This is a genomic window from Limosilactobacillus caccae (genome assembly GCF_900156885.1).
Taxonomy (GTDB): Bacteria; Bacillota; Bacilli; order Lactobacillales; family Lactobacillaceae; genus Limosilactobacillus; species Limosilactobacillus caccae.
In genome coordinates this window covers 56585-78072 of sequence record NZ_FTOY01000011.1, presented here as the reverse complement: position 1 = coordinate 78072, position 21488 = coordinate 56585, and the positions used below count along the sequence as shown (strand labels likewise).

21 protein-coding genes are annotated in these 21488 nt (G+C 45.0%); 4 read left to right on the top strand and 17 right to left on the bottom strand.

Annotated elements, in window-relative coordinates; translation table 11 throughout:
- Positions 1-81: 81 nt before the first annotated feature.
- From CZ502_RS06425 to CZ502_RS06345, 17 genes are all read right to left on the bottom strand, one after another.
- Positions 82-2256, bottom strand: coding sequence for a DUF2207 domain-containing protein (locus tag CZ502_RS06425; protein WP_083673333.1), 2175 nt, complete (start codon positions 2254-2256; stop codon positions 82-84).
- An 81-nt stretch (positions 2257-2337) separates the two neighbouring features.
- On the bottom strand, positions 2338-3030 hold the full coding sequence (gene rplA / locus CZ502_RS06420; protein ID WP_076460745.1) for a 50S ribosomal protein L1: 693 nt from the start codon (positions 3028-3030) through the stop codon (positions 2338-2340).
- Positions 3031-3122: 92 nt separating this feature from the next.
- The gene (rplK, locus tag CZ502_RS06415; RefSeq protein WP_076460743.1) at positions 3123-3548 is read right to left on the bottom strand and encodes a 50S ribosomal protein L11; all 426 of its coding nucleotides are present in this window, start codon (positions 3546-3548) and stop codon (positions 3123-3125) included.
- A gap of 125 nt (positions 3549-3673) precedes the next feature.
- On the bottom strand, positions 3674-4222 hold the full coding sequence (gene nusG, locus CZ502_RS06410; protein ID WP_076460741.1) for a transcription termination/antitermination protein NusG: 549 nt from the start codon (positions 4220-4222) through the stop codon (positions 3674-3676).
- A gap of 114 nt (positions 4223-4336) precedes the next feature.
- Positions 4337-4507, bottom strand: a complete 171-nt coding sequence (gene secE / locus CZ502_RS06405) for a preprotein translocase subunit SecE (protein ID WP_076460739.1) — start codon at positions 4505-4507, stop codon at positions 4337-4339.
- Positions 4508-4519: 12 nt separating this feature from the next.
- Positions 4520-4669 carry a 50S ribosomal protein L33 gene (gene rpmG / locus CZ502_RS06400; RefSeq protein WP_076460737.1) on the bottom strand — a complete coding sequence of 50 codons (150 nt, stop codon included), beginning with the start codon at positions 4667-4669 and terminating at the stop codon, positions 4520-4522.
- A 67-nt stretch (positions 4670-4736) separates the two neighbouring features.
- Entirely contained in the window at positions 4737-5318 is a 582-nt protein-coding gene (locus tag CZ502_RS06395; protein ID WP_076460735.1) for a LemA family protein, read from the bottom strand.
- A 500-nt stretch (positions 5319-5818) separates the two neighbouring features.
- Positions 5819-8020, bottom strand: a complete 2202-nt coding sequence (locus tag CZ502_RS06390; protein ID WP_076460733.1) for a glycoside hydrolase family 3 C-terminal domain-containing protein — start codon at positions 8018-8020, stop codon at positions 5819-5821.
- Entirely contained in the window at positions 8007-8156 is a 150-nt protein-coding gene (locus CZ502_RS10690; protein WP_159434557.1) for a hypothetical protein, read from the bottom strand. Before CZ502_RS10690 ends, CZ502_RS06390 begins: the two co-directional genes overlap by 14 nt.
- A gap of 5 nt (positions 8157-8161) precedes the next feature.
- Positions 8162-9664 carry a TPM domain-containing protein gene (locus CZ502_RS06385; RefSeq protein ID WP_255372240.1) on the bottom strand — a complete coding sequence of 501 codons (1503 nt, stop codon included), beginning with the start codon at positions 9662-9664 and terminating at the stop codon, positions 8162-8164.
- 175 nt (positions 9665-9839) lie between these two features.
- Complete coding sequence (gene rlmB, locus CZ502_RS06380) at positions 9840-10592, bottom strand: 23S rRNA (guanosine(2251)-2'-O)-methyltransferase RlmB (protein ID WP_076460729.1); 753 nt, start codon at positions 10590-10592, stop codon at positions 9840-9842.
- Positions 10582-10995 carry a Mini-ribonuclease 3 gene (locus tag CZ502_RS06375; protein WP_076460727.1) on the bottom strand — a complete coding sequence of 138 codons (414 nt, stop codon included), beginning with the start codon at positions 10993-10995 and terminating at the stop codon, positions 10582-10584. The genes rlmB and CZ502_RS06375 overlap by 11 nt, the downstream gene beginning before the upstream one ends.
- A gap of 11 nt (positions 10996-11006) precedes the next feature.
- Entirely contained in the window at positions 11007-12419 is a 1413-nt protein-coding gene (gene cysS, locus CZ502_RS06370) for a cysteine--tRNA ligase (RefSeq protein WP_076460725.1), read from the bottom strand.
- A 369-nt stretch (positions 12420-12788) separates the two neighbouring features.
- Positions 12789-13832 (bottom strand): YSIRK-type signal peptide-containing protein, encoded by a 1044-nt coding sequence (locus CZ502_RS06360; protein ID WP_076460722.1) that lies wholly within the window; start codon positions 13830-13832, stop codon positions 12789-12791.
- A gap of 246 nt (positions 13833-14078) precedes the next feature.
- Entirely contained in the window at positions 14079-15221 is a 1143-nt protein-coding gene (locus CZ502_RS06355) for a PIN/TRAM domain-containing protein (protein WP_076460719.1), read from the bottom strand.
- A gap of 25 nt (positions 15222-15246) precedes the next feature.
- Positions 15247-16623 carry a DNA repair protein RadA gene (radA, locus tag CZ502_RS06350; protein ID WP_076460717.1) on the bottom strand — a complete coding sequence of 459 codons (1377 nt, stop codon included), beginning with the start codon at positions 16621-16623 and terminating at the stop codon, positions 15247-15249.
- A gap of 25 nt (positions 16624-16648) precedes the next feature.
- A complete protein-coding gene (locus CZ502_RS06345) occupies positions 16649-17185 on the bottom strand; it encodes a dCTP deaminase/dUTPase family protein (protein ID WP_076460715.1) in 537 nt (178 codons plus the stop codon).
- Positions 17186-17325: 140 nt separating this feature from the next.
- Between CZ502_RS06345 and CZ502_RS06340 the strand changes: the two genes are divergently transcribed.
- From CZ502_RS06340 to CZ502_RS06325, 4 genes are all read left to right on the top strand, one after another.
- A complete protein-coding gene (locus CZ502_RS06340; protein ID WP_076460713.1) occupies positions 17326-17622 on the top strand; it encodes a GNAT family N-acetyltransferase in 297 nt (98 codons plus the stop codon).
- A gap of 12 nt (positions 17623-17634) precedes the next feature.
- A complete protein-coding gene (rpiA, locus tag CZ502_RS06335; RefSeq protein WP_076460711.1) occupies positions 17635-18321 on the top strand; it encodes a ribose-5-phosphate isomerase RpiA in 687 nt (228 codons plus the stop codon).
- A 27-nt stretch (positions 18322-18348) separates the two neighbouring features.
- Positions 18349-19689 carry a C1 family peptidase gene (locus CZ502_RS06330; protein WP_076460709.1) on the top strand — a complete coding sequence of 447 codons (1341 nt, stop codon included), beginning with the start codon at positions 18349-18351 and terminating at the stop codon, positions 19687-19689.
- Between the two features lie 145 nt (positions 19690-19834).
- Positions 19835-21439, top strand: a complete 1605-nt coding sequence (locus CZ502_RS06325) for a putative polysaccharide biosynthesis protein (protein WP_076460707.1) — start codon at positions 19835-19837, stop codon at positions 21437-21439.
- The last annotated feature ends 49 nt before the right edge of the window (positions 21440-21488 follow it).

Genomic DNA, 21488 nt, shown 5'->3' with positions numbered 1-21488 from the left:
AATTAATTTCTAATCATTTTATCATTGATTAGTAATATAACATATGCATAACGACTTGTGAAGAGGGTAATAATATTTTTATTAGAACGCTCCACCACCGGAATCGCCACCGGAACCACCAGATGATCCCCAGCCACCACCGGAGTCGCCGCTAAACGAACCGTCGGATGAACTTTCGGTATGAATTTGTTCTGCATTATCAATAATTTGTGAAGTAAAGCTGCCAACAAATAAACCACTAGCAAGCTGGTCATAGTCGCCATTTAATTGCCGTTTTAGTGACTTATCTACTGCCTCTTCACCAAATTGTCCTTTTAGCCCTTTAATAAAGCTCTTGGTCTCACCAACAGCGGTAGCATAAACGTAGTATTCTCCCCAGAGCGTTTCATCAGGCAAATCTTTTTTCGCAAAGTGGCCCATATCATGAATCATGCTCTTAAACTGAAGAACTTCAACCGCTTTTTTGTAGCCTGCCTCGTCATAATCCGTAAAGAGATAATCAATTAACATGTTCAACAACTGAATAACGATACCAGCAATAATTGTTCCAACAACTATCGGTTGGGTAACAAACGCCAAATCAAGACCAAACCAGTTTCCAAATTGTCTGCCATCCGGTCCAAAAAGACTGCCAATTAGGTTAATGAGGGTGCAAGCAACAAGGCCTAGGCCATATGAATATAGGATGCCACTAGAATAGTAATTAAAGGGGCCGAAAATCTTCTTTTGCAATTTTTCCAGCGGTCTAATTAAGGAAACAGCAAAGATACCGATTAAGAAAATTTCAATAGTTCGAATAATCGCCCGAATTACTATTCCTATTCCCAGGCTGTAAACCATTAAACGCGCCCATAATATTCCGATAAATATAATTAACGGTAGGTAGAAAAATGACATGGCATCAACCAATGATTTACCACCTACTTTGTCACTGCTCATTTCTATCCACTTATTGTGAACAATCATCCAATTATGATACAGGGCATTCCCAGATTCATTGTGGATATCTTCTGGCCTAACAGTATAATTTTCGTCACCATAATGATGCGTTAAAAAGTAAATAAACGGTGATTCTATTTGCTGACCCTTAAGACTTTTCCAGGTAATTGTTTGTTGGCCATCTTCAACCTTTACATCAATAACCCCTTTTAACTGCAACCGCGCAATTTCAGTCGCCAATGGAATGTTTCCACTGTCATCATTATGAATATCCTGATAAATCGCAGCCACCTCAATCGGAGTCATTGATGGCACATCAAAACGGTGGAGCTTTTCTGCCACCCGATCTCTTCTTCTAAAGTAACGGTGACCAAATATAAGTAAGCCAAGGAGGCAAACGATAAATGGAATTATGAATGCTAAGGATGACCACAAGTAACTAAGCGGATTATCTCGATTTGTAAATACCGCTAATCGCTGGAGCTTTTGTTCAGCCTTCATTACGGCTTGGTAACGGTCACGATGATACAATGGAGCTTCGTCAATCGCTGCCGTTGGAAAAAGCATATGGATTTCTAAGTAAGTATCAACGTTTTTGGCGCTAAGCTTAACCCTTGACGTATGGTTATTCCAAGTTTGACTACTAATTTTGGCGCCGTGAACCCATAAGTGCTGCTTGCCCTTGGCAGATGGCATATCAATCGTAACATTCACATTTTCAAGTTTTCGCTGCCAACTTGTTCCAATGATCTTCCAGTTAATTTCACCAGTATCTTGAAATCGTTTAGCGACCGAACTCAGGTGATATTGGAAAGTGATAACCTGATCCCTTTTGTCCGGATCAACCCGCGTGATAATCCGGTAGTCACCTTTTTTTTCATCACCATCAGCATTGGTATTGACCTGATAAAAGATCCCATCCCCCATCATCACAACATCTTGGGGGTCATCACTTATCTCATCATCATCTAGGTCCTTGACATTTTCCGCCAGCCCAAAGCCATAGTCGCCGTTACCTCTTACCATTTTGGATAATGGTATATTATCACGCGAGACCAAAATATTACTAATTTTGCCTAGCCCGCTTGAGTCTTGCACAATAAATACGCCATGGTATTTACCCTTGAAATGATAGTGAACCTGCTGTGTCATATCGGCACTACCGTCACGATTAATTTTGACATAAACATCGTCTCTTTTAATCTGATAATCACGACTGTCACTGCCAAATACGTCACTGGTAAAGCAAAGGCCAAGAAATAGCGCACTCATAAACAGGCACAATGCCTGCCATTGTTTTACTAATTTAATCATCATTTTCTCCCAATAGTTCTTTAAAAAACAAAAAGACTCCAGGGGAAATTCCCCGAAGTCTTTTACTAGCTAGGCGGTGCCTAATTAAAATGTTGTTAAATCAAGCGTTACACTTGGGCCGAATGTTGAGGCGATTGAAGCGTGCTTGATGTAAGTCCCACGTACTGAAGCTGGACGAGCCTTAGCGACAATGTCTTCTAAGGTAGCCAAGTTTTCAACTAACTTGTCAGTATCGAATGAAACCTTACCGAATGGTACAGCAACGTTACCATCACGGTCAGTCCGGTAAGTTACTTGACCAGCCTTGGCATCTGAAACAGCCTTAGCAACGTCCATCGTAACTGTACCAGTCTTAGGGTTTGGCATTAAGCCCTTAGGACCAAGGACCCGACCCAAACGACCTACCTTAGGCATCATGTCTGGTGTTGCGATTGCAACATCAAAGTCGAGCCAGCCGTCTTGGATCTTTTCAACTAAGTCATCGTCACCAACGAAGTCAGCGCCAGCAGCTTCAGCAGCCTTGGCGTTTTCACCGTTAGCAAATACGATTACAGTTTGGTCCTTACCAGTACCGTTTGGTAAAACAACGGCACCACGTAATTGTTGGTCTGCTTGCTTAGTGTCAACGTTTAAGTTAAATGCTACTTCAACAGTTGAGTCAAAGTTAGCAAAGTCAATATCTTTTACTAATTGGACAGCGTCCTTAACAGCGTATTCTTTCTTGCTGTCAACTTTCTTGAGCGCGTCTTGGTACTTCTTACCACGGTTTTTAGCCATCTTGTGTTTTCCTCCTTGCAAATGTGGTCTAGCGGAGTTTATACCTCCCACGGGGATGGGTTACTTTCATAAACCATCCGGACTGCTAGCAATTAGCCTTCAACAGTGAAGCCCATGCTCCGAGCAGTACCTTCAATCATGCGCATAGCTGCTTCTACGTCAGCTGCGTTTAGATCTTGCATCTTAGTTTCGGCGATTTCCTTAACTTGGTCCTTGGTTACCTTAGCAACCTTGTTAGTGTTAGGTTCACCGGAACCCTTTTCAACACCAGCGGCCTTCTTCAGTAAGACAGCAGCAGGTGGCGTCTTAGTAATGAAGTCGAATGAACGGTCCTCATATACGGTAATTACAACTGGGATCAGCATACCCTTTTGGTCTGCAGTCCGTGCGTTGAATTCCTTAGTGAAGCCCATAATGTTAATACCTGCTTGCCCAAGTGCTGGACCTACTGGTGGAGCTGGTGTAGCTGCACCGGCAGGAATTTGCAACTTGACAACGTTAGCTACTTTCTTTGCCACGAGACAAAACCTCCTTAGTCCGTGTTGTGGTCATGATGAGGCAGTAATTTTTACCTCTCCCACAGTATGTTAATAGCATACCTTGGTAACATACCACAATTCATCATCATTTTCAAGAGACTTTCTTAATCATCAAACGTATCGACCTGGTCAAAGCCAAGTTCAGCAACCGTTTCTCGACCAAACATCTCAACAGTTGCCTTTAACTTTTGCTTTTCATGGTCAACTTCGATTACCTTGGCCGTCATGTTAGCGAATGAGCCGGCGATTACCTTAATCGTGTCGCCTTCCTTAACATCAATGTCGCTAACCGTCGTCTCGGTCCCCATCCGCTTCATGATCCGTTCTACTTCTTCTGGAAGTAATGGAGTTGGCTTTGAACCACCACCGTGAGAACCTAAGAAACCTGTTACCCCTGGCGTGTTCCGAGCAATGTACCAAGCTTGGTCAGTCATAACCATTTCCACTAAAACGTAGCCGGGGAAGGTCTTTTCAATCGTTTCCTTTGCTTGGCCGTCTTTTACTTGGCGAACTTCTTCTTCAGGAACAACCACCCGGAAGATGTAGTCTTGCATCCCCATTGATTGGGCCCGCGATTCCAAGTTGCTCTTAACACGGTTTTCGTAACCAGAGTAGGTATGGAGCACATACCAACGCTTTTCATGTGATTCCACGATGAATCCTCCTATCATCTTATTTGCAATTTGTCGTAAAATAAAAAACCTCGTATAGCTACGAAGTTCCTCAAAAATTAGTATAACAGACAAAAATCTATTTGACTACCAATGTTAAACAAAGAGTTTCATTAATAATTGAATTAACCAGTCAAACAGAGCAAAGAACAGGACAAAGAAAAGCGTCAGGGTGACAACAATTGTCGTATCGCGACGGTTTTCCTTTGCTGTTGGCCATACAACCAGCTTCATTTCGTGGTTAACACTCTTAATAAATTTAATCATGTTTTCCTCCACCTATCTGCTTTCACGGTGCATCGTGTATTCCCCACAATGCTTGCAGAACTTGCGTAATTCTAAACGTTCCTGTCGTTGAGGGTTAGCGGTGATCGTGTAGTTGTGCGCACCGCACTTCGTACATTCCAAAGCGACTTTTTTCTGGGACATACTAGTCACCTCCACACAGTAAATACATTAGCACGAATTACTGGTTAAAAGCAACTAAGGGACGAAATTAATTATCTAAGTCTACTGCAGGTGCTTTTTGGGCATCCTTTGTTGCTTGGTAATAGGATTGTGGCTTCATCCCTTTTGCTTTAGCAACGATGGAGCTGGGGAAGTTCATAATCGATAAATTATATGCTTGGACATCGCGAATATAACGTTGCCGTTCAACACTAATCCGATTTTCTGATCCTTCTAGTTCTAAGATCAACTCATGGACTCGTTTATCTGAGTTAAGTTGCGGATAACGCTCGTGGATGACACTAATCAAGTTGCCCACCGAACTATTAACTTGCGCATCGGCCTTCATTTTATCAGTTGTATTCGTTGCCTTAGCATAGTTTGATCGTGCCTTGGCGATGCTATCAAATACTCTTTGTTCCTGATGCATGTCTCCTTTCACTGATGCAACAACATTAGGAATAAGGTCGTAGCGCCGCTGCATTTGATTTTCGACCTGTGACCACTGCGCCTGGTAAACCTGTTGCTCAGCATTGAGGCGGTTGCTCGTTTGTATCCATGCACTGCTCCCACCGCCGATTAGCAAAACTACTACAATAATAATGATCCATCGAGATACTTTCTTATTCATTAACTCATCTCCTCGTTAAATTTACCAACTGGTGGTCCACCATCAGTGCCGCGATCGTTACCATCTTTTCCACTGAGGAGGCTAGTAACAAAATTAAGTCCCAGACTAGTAATAGTGCGGACTGACCAGCCTCACCAAATTTAAGTAGCTTTTTTGCGGGCTTTTTATCAAAATATTGCTGTTTACTTTTTCTACCTGACCAACCGTAAGGACGCCCGCTTGATCATCAACTCGATAGCACTTATCAAACTGCTGCTCGTTAATCTGTTCATCCTTACGTTCTGCCGTCTCACCTAAAATGTATGACCGCCCCTTAACATCATCATAAAAATAATAAAAGGGCTACAACAATCAAAGCAACGATGCTTTGCGGTAACCCTCTTCGTTGGATTGCCGTCTCGATGAATAAAACCTACCTTTCCTAGAAGCTCCATCCCCGAAACTGGAAAACCCATATTTAACTTTTGTGCTATTTAAAAATATACCATACCAAATCGACCCTAGTCATTAACATCACGTAAGAAATTTGCAATCTGCTCATGCTTAATCCCCGTCATCGTCAATGACCGTAATGGAATATTGTTAAAGATTGCGGCCGCGTCTGGTGTTGCAATGGCCTGTTTAATTATTGCCATCATCCCTGCCTTTTTAAGGGCAGCTGTCACTTTCTGTGACTTCATCGCTAACAATTCACCGACATAAGTCTCACCAGTAATCTTTGCTAACGGGTCGACCCCGATCGTCAGGTCAAAAGAGCTAATAAGCACCAAGTCCCGTGAAGAATGACCTACCGCGATCTCGTAAGTACCATTATCAGCCTCCCAGCGCTGTTCCGCGGCGTTATACCAACTAAAGGCCCGCCGGGATAGGTCCATGGTGACCGTCTTTTCCTCACCCGCTTGCAAGGCGACCTTGTTAAACTGGGCCAGTGTCCACACCGGCACCTCCACCCGGCTCGCCCGGTTGCCGACATAAACCTGGGGAACGTCTTTACCAGCTCGCACACCTATATTTTTAACCTTAAAGCTAAGTTGGACATGGTCGGCTTTTTCAACAATCTGCAGGTCCCGATAAGCAAACTTCGTATAGCTAAGCCCATGACCAAACGGAAAGCGGACCGGCAACTGGTGAAGGTCATAATAACGGTAACCGACAAAGATCCCTTCGTAGTAGTTCTCGTTGTCATGATTAGCGTCAAAGGTCCCATAGGTCGGGTTGTCAGCAAGGCGCAACGGGAAGCTTTCTGCTAGTTTTCCGGACGGGTTTACCGCTCCTGTCAATATATCCCAAGTAGCTTCACCTACTGCTTCCCCTGCCAGGTAGGTTTCCACGATTGCGGGCACCCGGTTTGCCCATGGCATTGCAACGACCGAGCCGTTTTGTAAGACAACGATTACCCGGGAGTTCACCTTCAAAATCTCATCAAGGAGGGCCACCTGGTCAGTTGGCAAGTCAATTGTCTGCTTATCAAAGCCCTCCGTTTCCATTTCTTCAGGAAAACCAGCAAAGAAGATAACAATGTCCTTTTCCTTCGCCAATTCAAGGGCGGCCCCTGGATCAACCTGGTCACCACTGAGCGAATATCCAGGAGCGTATGCACTGTTAGCAGGAGCGGCCGCTAGTGGAGTAACAACATTATGGGCGTTAACATGCGAACTACCGCCACCTTCATAACGGGGCTTTTCTGCCAATTCACCGATAATTGCGAGCGATTCTTCAGCGGACAGGGGCAACAAGTTCCCCTCATTTTTCAGGAGGACAATTCCGTCATCCGCCGCTTGCCGGGCAAACTCATGCTGTTCTCGTTTATCATATGTGACAGCTGGTTGGTTTGTCTGACTGTACTTCGCCGCCATTTTAAGCACTCGTAATGCGGAACGGTTAAGGGTCGATTCTTCTAGGCGGCCCTCATTTACCGCGGCAATAATCTCTTTACTAGAGACCGCTCCTTTACCAGGCATTTCAAGGTCAAGGCCGGCCTTAATTGCGGCAACGTGGTCCGCGACAGCCCCCCAGTCGGACATCACTACCCCAGCAAAGCCCCACTCATTGCGGAGGATATCCGTTAGGAGCCGCTGGTTTTGAGAGTTCAGCGTCCCGTTAAGTCGGTTATACGAGCACATGATTGTGGCAGGGTGGGCCTTTTTCACAATCTGCTCAAACTGAGCCAGGTAGACCTCCCGCAGTGCCCGCTCATCGACATTCGAGGACGAGGTAAAGCGCTGGTTTTCCCGGTTATTGGCCGCAAAGTGTTTGACGCTGACGCCGACTCCCTTGCTCTGTACCCCCTTGACATAAGCCACGCCCATACGCCCGGCCAGCAATGGTTCTTCGGCAAAATATTCAAAATTCCGGCCAGCTAACGGACTCCGTTTAATGTTCACTCCTGGGCCAAGCAAAACACCGATATGTTCAGCGTTAGCAGCAATTCCCAGGTGTTCACCAAGCTGGTATAGCATTTGGTCATCAAAAGAACTGGCCGTCAGTGCTGACGACGGGAAGCAGACGGCATCGACGGAATTATTAATCCCCAATGCATCGCCTGTTTGTTCCTGCTTCCGCAACCCAGACGGGCCATCAGTCATCATCATTTTATCCACCCCGGAAACTTTCGCAGTGAACCAGAAGTCTTTGCCGGAAACGAGGTCTGCCCGTTCCTGGAGGGTCAACTTTTCTACAAAATCAAGATCAATCTTTGGCATAATCTGTCAGTCCTTTCAATTCCTTACTAATAATATACAGCGCCTGCCAGCTATCTGCAGAGTCCAAGAGGAAAAGAAGCCAGAAAATCTTTCCAGCTTTTTCCATCATGTCAACAGCTGCTCCAACTTTCAGCACTCATTTTACCAGCTACCGGTTCCGCCACCACCACCAGACGAACCACCTGAACCGCCAAAACTATCACTGCCGCTTGAAGAATCATTATCATGATCATCAAAATTAAGTCTTTCGCCAAAGATTGTGCCAACCAGTATTAACGCTAAGAAAATTCCAGGGGCCAACCAATTACCAAGCAAAAGTTTAGCCCACCAGCTTTCCCCATCATCCGCATTCAAATTGTGGTCAATGACGGCATTACTCGATTTTGTAATGTAAGCAACTTGGTTAACAAGTGAATCTGGGTATTTCTTTTGGGCCTGCGTAACAAATTCCTGTACTTTCTGCTGGGATAATTTTTCTTTTTTCAATTCGGCACCAATATGGATGGCATACTTAGCACTTTTCTTGTCATAAACAATGAGCATACTGTTTTCATTGGTGGGTAAGTTATCCTGTGACGGCGAAGAAAAGAGTTTTTGATCGTAATAGTTAAAGTAAGTCAAGTCATACTGTTGTCTAGCAAGTTGTTCAAGGCTCTGATTGCTTGTCCCATCAACTGTTACTAAACCAACTGACCCAAAAGTATTAATAAAATCAGCCTTTTTCAAATTCCGCCTGATTTGTTGCTGCTCGGCATTGGTCAAAATACCAGCCCGGTCGTTAATGTGATAACGATACATCGCGGCGGCATCACTACCAATCGTATTCATCTGTTGGGGAATTTCATTCAACCAAGCACTAACTAACTGGTTACAATCAGTAAAGTTTGCTGGAATCTCCTTTTGCAAGTTAGCATTAATATATTTGGTGACGTACGTCGAGTTGGGAAAATAAAGGGCGATCTCTTGCTCTGCCGGGTTAAGATAGAGGAGCATATTTCGATTATCATCACCTTCGCCAAGCTTTAATCGATCATATTGATAATTAAATTTCCCTGTCGCCGTCAGATCATCATTCACTTTATTGGTCGTTACGACAGTTAGCTGACTATGCACATATTTAGTTGCTAATTTCTGATTAGCTTGCTCTAGCTGGCGGCTAATTTCTGCTTGGTTAAGGACCTGCGCTTGGTCAACTACCTTTCCTTCACTTGAATTATTATCTTTACCAGTAATTCGATCAGCTAGTTTTTGCACCATTGTAACGGTCGCCGTTGAGTAGTCCTTGCTTTTCAGCTCGTTTTTGACCTGCTTAGTCAACAAGTCATCGATATAGGCATCAGGGACCTTGGCCTCTAGTCCATAACCGGTCTGCATTCGTACTTGATGATTTGTTACATCAACTACTAATAACACCCCATTATCCCGATCTTTTTGGCCAAAATGATATTTATCAAATTGCTTCTGGGCATAGTCTTCAATCGTGTCATCACCGGTCCCTTTAACTGTTATCACAGCAATTTGAGGGTGAGCACCATTAACATCTTTTAGTTGGTCCTTATTAATATTTTCTATCTTTTGTTCTGCCGACGAATCAAGAACATTCGCCCGGTCTAAAACGTCACGATTATCCGCTAAAGCTGTCAGCGGGAGGGTAAAGAAAAAGAGAGCAACAATCAGGATAATTAATCCCGTCGGTAGCTCTCTTTGGCGGATCGTTGTTTCGATGAGTAAAACCTACCTTTCCTGGAAGCTCCATCCCCGAAACTGGAAAATCCGTATTCAAATGTTATGTGTGTTGCATTTTATGCACAATCCGTAATTACTTTGCTAGTGGGTGCCGTGAATTAAAGCCTTGGTAAATCAATAAGCTAGCCGCCACACTAGCGTTTAGGCTTTGCACATGCCCAACCATCGGAATCGTCAGCATCTCATCACAGGTCTTCTTTAATAAGGATGAGATCCCTTTTCCTTCATTACCAATCACTAAGGCAACCGCCCCGTGGGCATCCCAGGTCCGGTAATCCTTGCCCTTCATGTCAGTCCCAAACAGCCAAACTCCCCGCTCTTGCAATTCCTTGGCCGTCTGCACCAGGTTGGTAACCCGGGCAACCGGGACGTGTTCAATCGCCCCGGTGGAGGTCTTTGCCACCACTGAAGTCAATCCTACTGCCCGCCGGCGGGGGATGATGATCCCGTGAACCCCCGCGGCATCAGCCGTCCGGATAATCGACCCCAGGTTATGTGGATCTTCTAGTTCGTCTAAGATTAAGAAGAATGGGTCCTCATCATGCTTGGCCGCGTTATCAAACAGGTCATCAATCGTCGCGTACTGGTAGGCGGCTACCGCTAGGGCAACCCCCTGGTGGTTTTGGTGGTCGGTCATCAGGTCGAGCTTGTTTTTTGGCACGTTGGAGACAACCAGCCGTTTTTCCTTTGCTAGCTTAATAATTTGCGAAATTGCATCGGCTTTTAAGCCTGATTGGATAAAGACCTTATTAATTTCCTGGTCCGACTTCAAGGCCATTACCGCTGGGTGCCGGCCGATAATAAAGTCTGTCTTTTCATTTTTCATATGCTGTCCGCCCCGCTTCTACTTGTTCAATGCACCACTGTGCTAACTCCGCTAACCGGTCTTGTTTCCCGGCCAACTGCAAGTAACCCATCATCGCTTCAAAGCCCGTCGACATCCGGTAGGTTAACACCGAGGTATTCTTCGCATGGGTATGGCTATTGGCATTCCGCCCCCGCTTAAAGTAGGACCACTCTTCGTCATCTAAGATTTTGTCCTCTTTCATCAAATCAATCAGCGCGGCCTGTGCCTTGGCTGAAACATAGTGGGTAGCGATATGCTGTAACTTGGTCGGCTTGCTCATCCCCTTACTCAAGAGGTGCTGCCGGATAAACACTTCATAGACGGCATCGCCCAAGTAAGCGAGGGCGATCCCATTTAGTTGGCGGTAATCTGCTTGTTCCATAAAAGTCCTTTCTATTCCTTCTTGTAACGGGTTCCCTGTGGCGTGTCCTCTAGGATAATCCCCTGTTTCTTCAAATCATCTCGGATTTGGTCACTCCGGGCAAAATCCTTGTTCTTCCGTGCCTGGTTCCGTTCTTCAATCAGTTGTTTAATCTCTTCATCATCAATTTGGTTGTCACTAGCAGTGATCTTCACCCCGAAGATGCTCATCAGGGTGGAAATTTCTTCTTCAATCGCCTTTAATGCTGGTAGGCTGACCGTTTCCTGCTGGGCATAGACGTTTGCATACTTGACCAGTTCGTAAACCGTCGCGATTCCATTTTGGACGTTGATGTCGTCATCCATTGCCGCCGTAAAGCTGTCCTTAAACGCCGCTAATTTAGCCGTCACCTTGTCATCAACAACGTCAGCGGCATCCTTTTCCCGGTAGGTCAAGTTATCAAAGGCCGTTTGGATGTGGTTAAGGTTGTTTTGAGCATCCGTCAGGTTGTCTTCACTGTACTGGATTGGCCGCCGGTACTGGGTCGTTGCCATGAAGAAGCGCAATACCTGCGGGTCGACTTCCTTGATGATATCGTGAACGGTAATGAAGTTATGGAGGGATTTACTCATCTTTTCATTGTCCTTGCCGATCGTCACGAAGCCATTGTGCATCCAGTAGCGGACGAATTGTTGGCCATTTTCCGCTTCACTCTGGGCAATTTCATTTTCGTGGTGGGGAAATTCAAGATCCTGTCCACCGGCATGGATATCAATCGTCTTGGCAAGGTACTTGGTCGACATTACCGAGCACTCAATATGCCAGCCAGGACGCCCCTTACCCCACGGCGAATCCCAACTGATTTCACCGGGCTTAGCAGCCTTCCATAGGGCAAAGTCCATCGGGTCTTCCTTCTTATTTACTTCATCGGCGCTCACGTGCTCGCTCGCCCCTACTTCCAAGTCATCAATTGACTGGCCGGAAAGCTGACCATAGTGCGCAAACTTCCGTGCCCGGTAGTAGACATCGCCATCACTCTCGTAGGCATAACCTTTTTCGATTAACCCCTCGACAAATTTAATGATATCTGCAATGTTTTCCGTTGCCCGGGGATGTAGCGTTGCCGGTTCAATGTTAACTGCCGCAGTATCTTCCATAAAGGCCTTAATATACTTATCGGCTAATTCTGGAACCGTAATCCCCTGTTCCGCAGCAGCCTTGATCATCTTGTCATCGACATCGGTGAAGTTTGACACGTAGTTAACCCGGTACCCCTTATACTCAAGATAGCGGCGCACCGTATCAAAAGCAATTGCGCTACGGGCGTTCCCAATATGGATGTAGTTATACACCGTCGGACCACAGACATACATGTTAACAACCCCGGGATGCAATGGCTTAAATTCTTCTTTTTTTCTCGTTAACGTATTATAGATTGTTAGCATGTCTATCCGCTCCTTAAGAATTAAAATCACCCTTAATCTTACCACATTCCGGGTTAATTCAGCATCATAAAACGCTGCAACAATTTTTTACCTTTTGGTCATACTTTCTTCACATTATACTGATATTATATAAAGCGTAGTAAAGATATTCCTTTACTACATCAATGAAACCTATTATTTTTCAATTACTCCTCCCAATAGTAACCGAAAAAAATATTTTCTTTTTACGAAATCTCCCCCAAGATTATCGTAATACTCCCAATAGCGGCAGCTTCTTCCCGAGCTGCCGCTATTTTTTGCTAATTATGACCAATAAAAAAGACTGGTGAAAATTAAATTTCCCAGTCTTTTTCTATTACATTCGCTGGATTAGGCAAATGCATTAGCGTTGGCGTTAATGTCAGCCTTCAAGTAGCCAATCATCGTTTGACGTTGGATTTCCAAGTTGTGTTGCCAATTTGATAATTGACGTTGTTGCCAAATAACAAAGTTGATTTGCCATTGTGGCTTGTGTTGTTGCTTCATCTTCAATTCCTTCATTGCCAAGTCGTGTTGACGGTTAGCGTAACGAATTTGCCGTGCCGTCATGTTTTGGTAACGTTGGTAAGCAAGTGGGTGACGAGCAATCAAACTAATAGTGTCCTTAACGAAGTTGATTCCTGCGCCGATCTTACCAGAGATAGTAGTAGCAGTGAAGACAGAAACAACATCGTTAACGATTTGTTGACCAGCTTGAGCGTTAGCTTCCCGTTGTGCTTCACTGTATGGTTGTGCATCGTATTGCGTCATTTGAACTGGTGCAACTTCTAATTGTTCTTCTGGAGCTGGTGTCTTAGCAGCTTCGTCGTCCTTAACTGCAGAAGCACTGTTTAAGTCGTCCGTGCTGGTTGCTTCGTCCTTAACAGTTGCGCTTGAAGCGGCATCACTAGTAGCACTTGTTGCGGCAGCTTCAACCTTAGTATTAGCAGAAGTTGCATCAACAGCAGCATTAACAGCGGCTTCGTAGCTGTCAGCTACCGGTGTCTTAACATCGTTAGCAGCTGAGTTTTCAGCAACTGCTGAAGCAGCGCTAGCAGCGTTTAAGGCAACTGCAGATTGGTTAGCAACTGTTGAACTTGCTACGGCAGAACCAGCGTTTGCACTAACTGCTGAGTCTGCTGCAGAATTAGTAGCAGTCTTAAGAACCTGCGTATTTGCATTAGCGTTGATCATTTGATCAGCAGAAACAATAGAATTGCTTTCAGTATCATTAGTTACTGGAGCATTCGTGTCCGCATGTGCATTAGTAACCCCGGCAAAGGTAAGTCCCAAAAGGATTGATGATACACCAACAGTTAACTTCTTAATAGTTTCACGTTGCTTTGCGACTCCTTCAGCAGTGAAATCGTTGTTTTGATTATTTGCAGATAACAATTTTAACTCCTCCTAGATTGTTATATATCACTAGTATTAGTAAAGTGCCCATCCAGCATCTTTAACTATATTAAATGATAGCTTCCCCTTTTTCACTTTTCAACATATAAAGAAAAATGGACTTTTGACAAATCGCATAACGACGGTCACTCGGTCCACAAATTTATTTTTTAAGATATGATATTTTTGTCATATCTTTATAAAAAAGCTGTGATGCCAGCGCAATTTTGGCATCACAGCTTTTTATTATTTATTGTTATTATTTGCTTTTTTATCCTTATCAACATGTTCATCAATTCCGCGTTGGGAATGAAGTGGCCGGGCAAAAATCATCCGCCCAGCGTCTGTCTGCAAGGCACTAGTAACTTCAACTTCAATCCGCTTATTCATGAAGTAACGGCCATCTTCAACAACAACCATCGTTCCGTCATCAAGGTAAGCAACCCCTTGTTGCCGCTCTGTCCCCTTCTTAACAACGACCACCGTCATCTTTTCACCGGGGATTACCCGGGGACGAAGTGACTTCGCTAGGTTATTAATATTGAGCACCTGCACGTTTTGGAACTGGATAACCTTATTTAGGTTGTAGTCATTCGTGACGATTACCCCATCGACCTTCTTGGCGAGGGCAATGAGCTTGCTGTCTACTTCGGGGATATCCTCAAAGTCACCATCATACATCTCAATTGGAACAATATTTTCGCTGCGCAACTTATTCAAGATGTCGAGACCGCGCCGGCCTCGAACACGCTTGATGTTTTCGCCGGAATCAGCGATGTATTGCAACTCGTACAACACAAAGTTGGGAACCAGTAGCGTCCCTTCCAGAAAACCAGTCTTCACCAGGTCATAGATCCGCCCATCAATCAAGATGTTGGTATCAAGGATCTTGTAATGGTGGTAGTTAGCATCCTGTTGCTTGATTACATTTTTGCTCTGGTTATCAGCCTTCGGATTTCTTGCGTGGGCGAACATCTTCCGCCATTCATCGAGACGGGTCGTCCCGATGCGAAAACCAAAGTAGCTAAAGATAATCATCAAGATAATCGGCAAGATGTTATTGATCACCGGAATCTGAGTCCGCCATAATGGAATTGAAATGAGGACTGCTAAGATCAGGCCGACAATTGTCAGCAAGGTCCCAAAGAACAAGTAGATTGGGCTGCGCTTAGTCAGCTCTTTTTCAATCCGCTGAATCATCTTTTCCGTCACGCCAACCAGTGGAAGTGATATAAGCCAAAAAATAATTGCACCGATAATAACATCAATAAAGACCAGCAATGCGCGGTCTAGTGAAATGTTAACTACGTCCCACAGTAAGGGAAGATAGTAAAATCCAACTGCTGCGCCGACGAGAATATAGATCGCATAAATTATCCTACGCCGCATTTGCTTCATCCTTTCATTATAATATTTAGCCTAATGCTAGGTGGAGGGCCTCCCGCAAAGTCGAAACCCCCACTACTTGAATGTTAGTGGATGGTTGCCAGCCCTTCAAGTTATTTTTGGGAATAAAGATCCGTTGAAAGCCTAACTTTTCGGCTTCAGCGACCCGTTGTTCGATCCGGTTAACCCGCCGAATCTCGCCGGTCAAGCCAACTTCGCCAACAAAGGCATCCGTTGCCCGCGTTCCCTTATCCCGGTAACTTGAGGCAATGCTGACTGCAATCGCCAAGTCAATTGCTGGCTCGTCTAACTTGACACCACCAGCCGCTTTCAAATACGCATCTTGGTTTTGCAACATCAGGTTGGCCCGTTTTTCTAGCACCGCCATTATCAATGATACCCGATTTCGGTTCAATCCGGTAGCAGTTCGCTGGGCATTTCCATAAACCGTCGGGGTGACCAGGGCCTGGATTTCGACCAAGATAGGGCGCGTCCCTTCTAATGAAACGACGACGGCCGAACCAGTAGCATCCTGGAGTCGCTCTTCTAAGAAAATCTCCGACGGGTTTTTCACCTCGGTCAGCCCGTTAGTATGCATCTCGAAGATTCCCAATTCATTGGTTGAGCCGAACCGGTTCTTAACTGACCGCAAAATCCGGTAGGTGTGGTGGAGGTCCCCTTCAAAGTAGAGCACTGTATCAACCATGTGTTCCAGAATCTTTGGCCCAGCGATAGCGCCACCCTTCGTTACATGCCCGACGACAAAGATGGTAATGTTATTGCTCTTGGCAATCTGCATCAACTGGGCGGTGACTTCCCTAATCTGGGAGACACTACCGATCGCTGAACTAACGTCGGTCGCCATCATTGTCTGGACCGAGTCAATCACCACATACTCTGGCTTTAATTCGCGGATGGTATCGCGGATGATATCCATGTTGGTTTCGGGATAAACATAGAACTCATCCCCCGCAACACTCAGTCGTTCTGCCCGCATCTTAATCTGGTTACCACTTTCTTCCCCCGACACATATAAGACCCGGTGGTGCTCATCGCTTAACTGCCCAGAAACTTGGAGGAGGAGGGTCGACTTACCAATTCCCGGGTCCCCACCGATCAAGATCAAGGAACCAGGCACAATTCCACCACCAAGCACCCGGTTAAGTTCGTTCAGTTTTGTCTTGACCCGTGGCATTTCCTTGCTGTTAATTTCGTTAATCTTTTGTGGCTTGGCAACTAAGCCGGTTAATGTGGTCGTCGCCTTTTTACTGGCTTGCCCACTACTGCTCTCAACTTGTTCTTCGACTAGTGAATTCCATTCCCCACAATTAGGGCACCGTCCCAGGTAACGCGGCGAATTATAGCCACAGTTTTGGCAAACATATTGTGTCCGTACCTTTGCCATCTCATCAATTCCCTTCTAAATAAAATTACTTCTTTGTTGAGCCAAAGCCGCCGGTCCGTTGCGCCTGTGGCTTTTCCTCATCATCTGCTGTCAGGTATGGCATGAAGATCCCCTGCCCAATTCGTTCACCCTTTTTGACATGGTAATCGCGCAGGCCATAGTTAATTAGCTGGAAGAAGATTTCTCCTTCATTACTGTCGTTGTCGTAATAATCAGCATCAACGATTCCGACCCCGTTAGGCAAGACCAGCCGCCGCTTAAGGGGACCACTCGACCGGTCAGCGAGGAGCAAGAACTCATCTGGCTGCATGTAGGCCTTAATCCCGGTTGGGACTAAATATGGCTTCAACGATGCATCAGCGGCCTTAAATTCACCATCGGTCAGCTGCTTTTGCTGGTGAATCTGCCAAAGGGCCTTGATGAAGTTGCCCTTCCAAATTGATGGCAAGACAAAGTCCTCCGATGCCTCAAAGTCATAACCCGCTGCTCCCGCCGTTTGCCGTTGCGGTAAATGAAGGTCCTGGTCCTGCTTGCTTGAAATAATCTTAAATCCACGTTTCATTATCTTCACCTCATTAATTTTTACCCATATTATTTTCTAGTAACCTATTATAAGATATATAAGAATTGATTGGTATTGCTTTGATTACTTGACTTTTAAAAGTAGTTTATCGAAAATTGTAATTGAATGGATGTGATGATATGCAATATCGAATTGATGGTCAGCGCATCGTTGCCTTTGATGACCATGAACCATTTGCCGGCGAAATCAGCTTTCCAGCCGTCGCCGGCACTGAGAATCGTGTCGTTGTTGAACGAGTATTCGTCCACCCGGACTACCGGGGGCAAGGAATTGCTGGCGAACTCGTTCGGCGCTTTGTCGAATATGCCACTGAGCAACAGTATACGGTTAAGCTAATGTGTCCGTATGCCGTTCGGCAGTTTAAGTTACATCCGGAATACCAGCAGTTGCTCGCACCTGCTGACCGTTTTAATTAGGAGGAATGAGGAATGGATCAAAACGCACTAAAGGAACAAACAGGGAAAGAATCAGTCAAGTACATCAAGTCCGGCATGATTGTCGGCTTAGGGACTGGTTCAACCGTTAAATACATGGTTGACGAACTTGGTAAGCAAGTTCAAGAAGGCAAGATTAAGGATATCATTGGGGTAACTACCTCTAGCCGGACCGCTAAGCAAGCTACTGACCTCGGTATTACAATCAAGGATATCGACGAGGTTGACCACATCGACTTAACCATCGACGGGGCCGACGAGATTAGTGATGACTTCCAAGGAATTAAGGGTGGCGGTGGCGCCCTCTTGTGGGAAAAGATCGTTGCTGATGCATCCAGCAAGGTAATGTGGATTGTTGATGAAAGTAAGCTCGTCCACCAACTCGGTGCCTTCCCCCTTCCTGTTGAAGTAATTCCATTTGGCGCTCAACACGTCTTCAACCGCCTCGAAAAGAAGGGCTACAAACCATCATGGCGGATGGATGGTGACCAAAAGTACCGGACTGACGAAAAGAACTTTATCATTGACCTCCACCTCGGCGAAATCGACCAACCACAGGAATTGGCAAACGAACTGATCCACATGGTGGGGGTTGTTGAAACCGGGTTGTTCTTAAACCGGGTCAATGACGTAATCGTTGGTACCCCTGAAGGGCCAAAAGTTCTTCACGCCCGTGACTAGTTTTTGATTAAAAAGGAGATCCTAATAATGAGTTTTTCAATCAGTAAGGACGACATCGCAAGCTTCCACCAGGATTATTGCGACCGTCGTGATAGTAAAGTTTTAGAAAACGCCGTTACGAAGAACGGTGTCCGCAATGCTAGCTTCAACTGGCATTCAATTGCCGACAACGACCCCCACTTCTCCATTGACTTGAAGACGGGGGACGTTGCTGACCAGAAGCAATCTGGTCGTTGCTGGATGTTTGCCGCATTAAACACGATGCGTCACGACATGCAACACAAACTTAACTTGCCTGACAACTTTGAATTATCCCAGTCCTACCAATTCTTCTGGGACAAGTTTGAAAAGGCAAACTACTTCTACCAAAACGTTTTAAAGACCGCCAAGAAGCCTGCCGATAGCCGGAAAGTAGCCTGGTTAATGGCCGAACCACAAAACGACGGTGGCCAGTGGGACATGCTCGTTGCCCTAATCGAAAAATACGGGGTGATGCCAAAATCCGCAATGCCCGAATCATTTAATTCCAATAACTCCCGCGGAATCGACGAAGTCTTAAACAATAAGCTGCGGCACGATGCCGTTATCCTGCGGAAGATGGTTAATGAGGACAAGGCCGATAAGGATACCCTAGCGGTTAAGATTCGGGAAATGTTAAACGAAAACTACCGGATCCTTTCATATGCCTTTGGTGAACCAGTCAGCCACTTTGACTTTGAATACCGGACAAAGAAGGACAATGAATTCCACCGGGACACGAATTTAACACCACAGGACTTCTTCAAGAAATACGTTGGCTGGAACCTGGACGACTACATCTCAATCATCCAGGCGCCAACCGCTGACAAGAAGTACCACCAAACTTACACGATTGACATGCTCGGTAATGTTGTCGGTGGCCGGGAAATCAAGCACTTGAACTTACCAATGGATGAATTTAAGCGGCTTGCCATTGAGCAATTAAAGAACGGCGAAAGTGTATGGTTCGGTTCAGATGTCGTTAAGTACTCTGAAACCAAGCTCGGGATCATGGCCCTCAACACCTATGACTATGAAAAACTCTTCGACATCGACCTTGAAATGACGAAGGCAGATGCTCTTGATTACGGTCAAAGCATGATGGACCACGCCATGGTTATCACCGGGGTCGACCTCGTTGATGGCAAACCAACCAAGTGGAAGGTTGAAAACTCATGGGGTAACAAGGTTGGTAAGAAGGGTTACTTCGTCATGAGCGATGACTGGATGGATAAGTACTGCTATCAAGTAGTGATCAATAAGAAGTACCTTAGTGACGACTTGAAGCGTGACTACGCTAAGGAACCTGTTGTTTTGAAGCCATGGGATCCAATGGGAACGTTGGCTTAAATTTATCTTTAGCTGCTAAAAAGCGAGGCGGAATTGCCTCGCTTTTTTGTTACCCAATACTAATTAATTTTTCCCTTTTGCTCTTTATTTCTAAGGGAGCGTGAACTAGAATAAAGACTTACGTTATTTACAAGAAGGTTCGAACATGAATAAAAAATTGTTAAGCGGGTCCTTTTGGATGTCCTTTGGCAGTATTATTTCCCGTGTGTTAGGAGTCGTCTACCTCATCCCCTGGCTAATGATGATTGGGTCAGCACAAAACATCGACGCTGCCCAGGCACTGTTTAATACTGCCTATACTCCTTATGCCCTCTTTATTTCACTAGGAACAGCTGGCTTCCCTTCAGCCATTGCCCGGCGTGTATCAACCTATAATAATCAGGGACATTATGATGAAAGTAAACGGCTGTTCCGCTTTACCTTCATTTTAATGATAATCTCAGGAATAATCTGTGGAATATTGATGTATGCCCTCGCACCGTTAATCGCTGCCTCTAGCCCTGTTGTTTCAAAAAGTAGTGCCATTCTTGCTGTACGAATGGTCGTTCCGGCAATTATCATTATTCCGTCCATGAGTATTTTGCGGGGATGGTTTCAAGGGAACCAGGATCTCAAGCCCTTTGGAATTTCCCAGCTAATTGAACAATTCGTCCGCGTCCTATTCATCCTTGCGGTGACTTATTTTGTGATCGAAGTACTAAAAATGAACTTTATTGTTGGTGTTCAACTAAGTGTCTTCGCTGCCTTTATCGGGGAAATTGCTAGTTACCTCTACCTCCTTCGGTACTACCATCAGCATAAGAATGATAACTTCCCACTTGATAATAATTTACCAACAGCAAAATCGATTAATCATCAAAAACTAGCACTAACAATTGCGATGGAGTCCCTCCCTTTTCTCTTGATTGGCGCAGGAACTACTATTATGCAACTAATCGATCAATTTTTCTTCAAACAGATTATGGAAGGACCGCTGCACTTGAGTTCGGTAGTCACCCAGACAACCTTTACAATGTTTTCTGCTAATCCTGCTAAGATCACCACTGTCGTAATCTCACTAGCCCTCTCGATTCCTGAAACTAGTCTACCATTACTCGCCGCAGAACAAGGCAATGGACCAGCTGCCGTAAGGAAGACACTTTTACAAAATTTGAATTATCTTCTCTACATCCTACTTCCAGCTGTTATTATTCTATACACCATTGCATATGAGGTTTACCTAGTTTTCTTCTCGCCAAGTCATATTGGTAGCTCGTTTCTTCAAGCTAACCTCATCCAAAGCCTGCTAGTAGCTCTCACAATTAATGGTCTAACAATTATGCAGGCCCTCCATAACAGCAAGCAAGCGGTTAAATATCTCGTAATCGGTTTAGTAGTTAAACTCGTTTTTCAGTACCCGTTAGTATTTTGGATGCAGGGAATGGGAGCAATTATTGCTACTGATATTGCTTTCCTTGTTGTCGCTACATTAGTCTATACTAATCTACAACACGCTTATCATCTTGACTACCGACAAATGGCTCCAATCTTCATCGTTAATATTATCTTTGCCTTAATTATCCTTGCGATGCACCAGCTCGCCAACCTCGTCCTCATTCCTGACGGCAAAGTTCTTGCCTTCCTTGAAGCAGGAATCTTTGGTGGCTTAGCAATCATGCTCTATATAATCTTAAGTGATATGTTAGGAGCTTCTCGTCGAATCTTCGGCTGTAACATAATTAGCCAGCTCCGAACTATATTACTTAGGTGAATTCCGTTAGTTAAAAATAAAAATCTCGTTGCCATCACTGGCTAACGAG

Coding starts and splice junctions, on each gene's coding strand:
- cysS (WP_076460725.1), bottom strand. CDS start 12,419: ATGCTAACAATCTATAATACGTTAACGAGAAAAAAAGAAGAATTTAAG.
- CZ502_RS06355 (WP_076460719.1), bottom strand. CDS start 15,221: ATGCGGCGTAGGATAATTTATGCGATCTATATTCTCGTCGGCGCAGCA.
- CZ502_RS06345 (WP_076460715.1), bottom strand. CDS start 17,185: ATGAAACGTGGATTTAAGATTATTTCAAGCAAGCAGGACCAGGACCTT.
- CZ502_RS06325 (WP_076460707.1), top strand. CDS start 19,835: ATGAATAAAAAATTGTTAAGCGGGTCCTTTTGGATGTCCTTTGGCAGT.
- rplA (WP_076460745.1), bottom strand. CDS start 3,030: ATGGCTAAAAACCGTGGTAAGAAGTACCAAGACGCGCTCAAGAAAGTT.
- CZ502_RS06395 (WP_076460735.1), bottom strand. CDS start 5,318: ATGAATAAGAAAGTATCTCGATGGATCATTATTATTGTAGTAGTTTTG.
- CZ502_RS06375 (WP_076460727.1), bottom strand. CDS start 10,995: ATGGAACAAGCAGATTACCGCCAACTAAATGGGATCGCCCTCGCTTAC.
- rpmG (WP_076460737.1), bottom strand. CDS start 4,669: ATGTCCCAGAAAAAAGTCGCTTTGGAATGTACGAAGTGCGGTGCGCAC.
- radA (WP_076460717.1), bottom strand. CDS start 16,623: ATGGCAAAGGTACGGACACAATATGTTTGCCAAAACTGTGGCTATAAT.
- rlmB (WP_076460729.1), bottom strand. CDS start 10,592: ATGAAAAATGAAAAGACAGACTTTATTATCGGCCGGCACCCAGCGGTA.
- CZ502_RS06390 (WP_076460733.1), bottom strand. CDS start 8,020: ATGCCAAAGATTGATCTTGATTTTGTAGAAAAGTTGACCCTCCAGGAA.
- CZ502_RS06330 (WP_076460709.1), top strand. CDS start 18,349: ATGAGTTTTTCAATCAGTAAGGACGACATCGCAAGCTTCCACCAGGAT.
- rpiA (WP_076460711.1), top strand. CDS start 17,635: ATGGATCAAAACGCACTAAAGGAACAAACAGGGAAAGAATCAGTCAAG.
- CZ502_RS06340 (WP_076460713.1), top strand. CDS start 17,326: ATGCAATATCGAATTGATGGTCAGCGCATCGTTGCCTTTGATGACCAT.
- CZ502_RS06425 (WP_083673333.1), bottom strand. CDS start 2,256: ATGATGATTAAATTAGTAAAACAATGGCAGGCATTGTGCCTGTTTATG.
- secE (WP_076460739.1), bottom strand. CDS start 4,507: ATGATTAAATTTATTAAGAGTGTTAACCACGAAATGAAGCTGGTTGTA.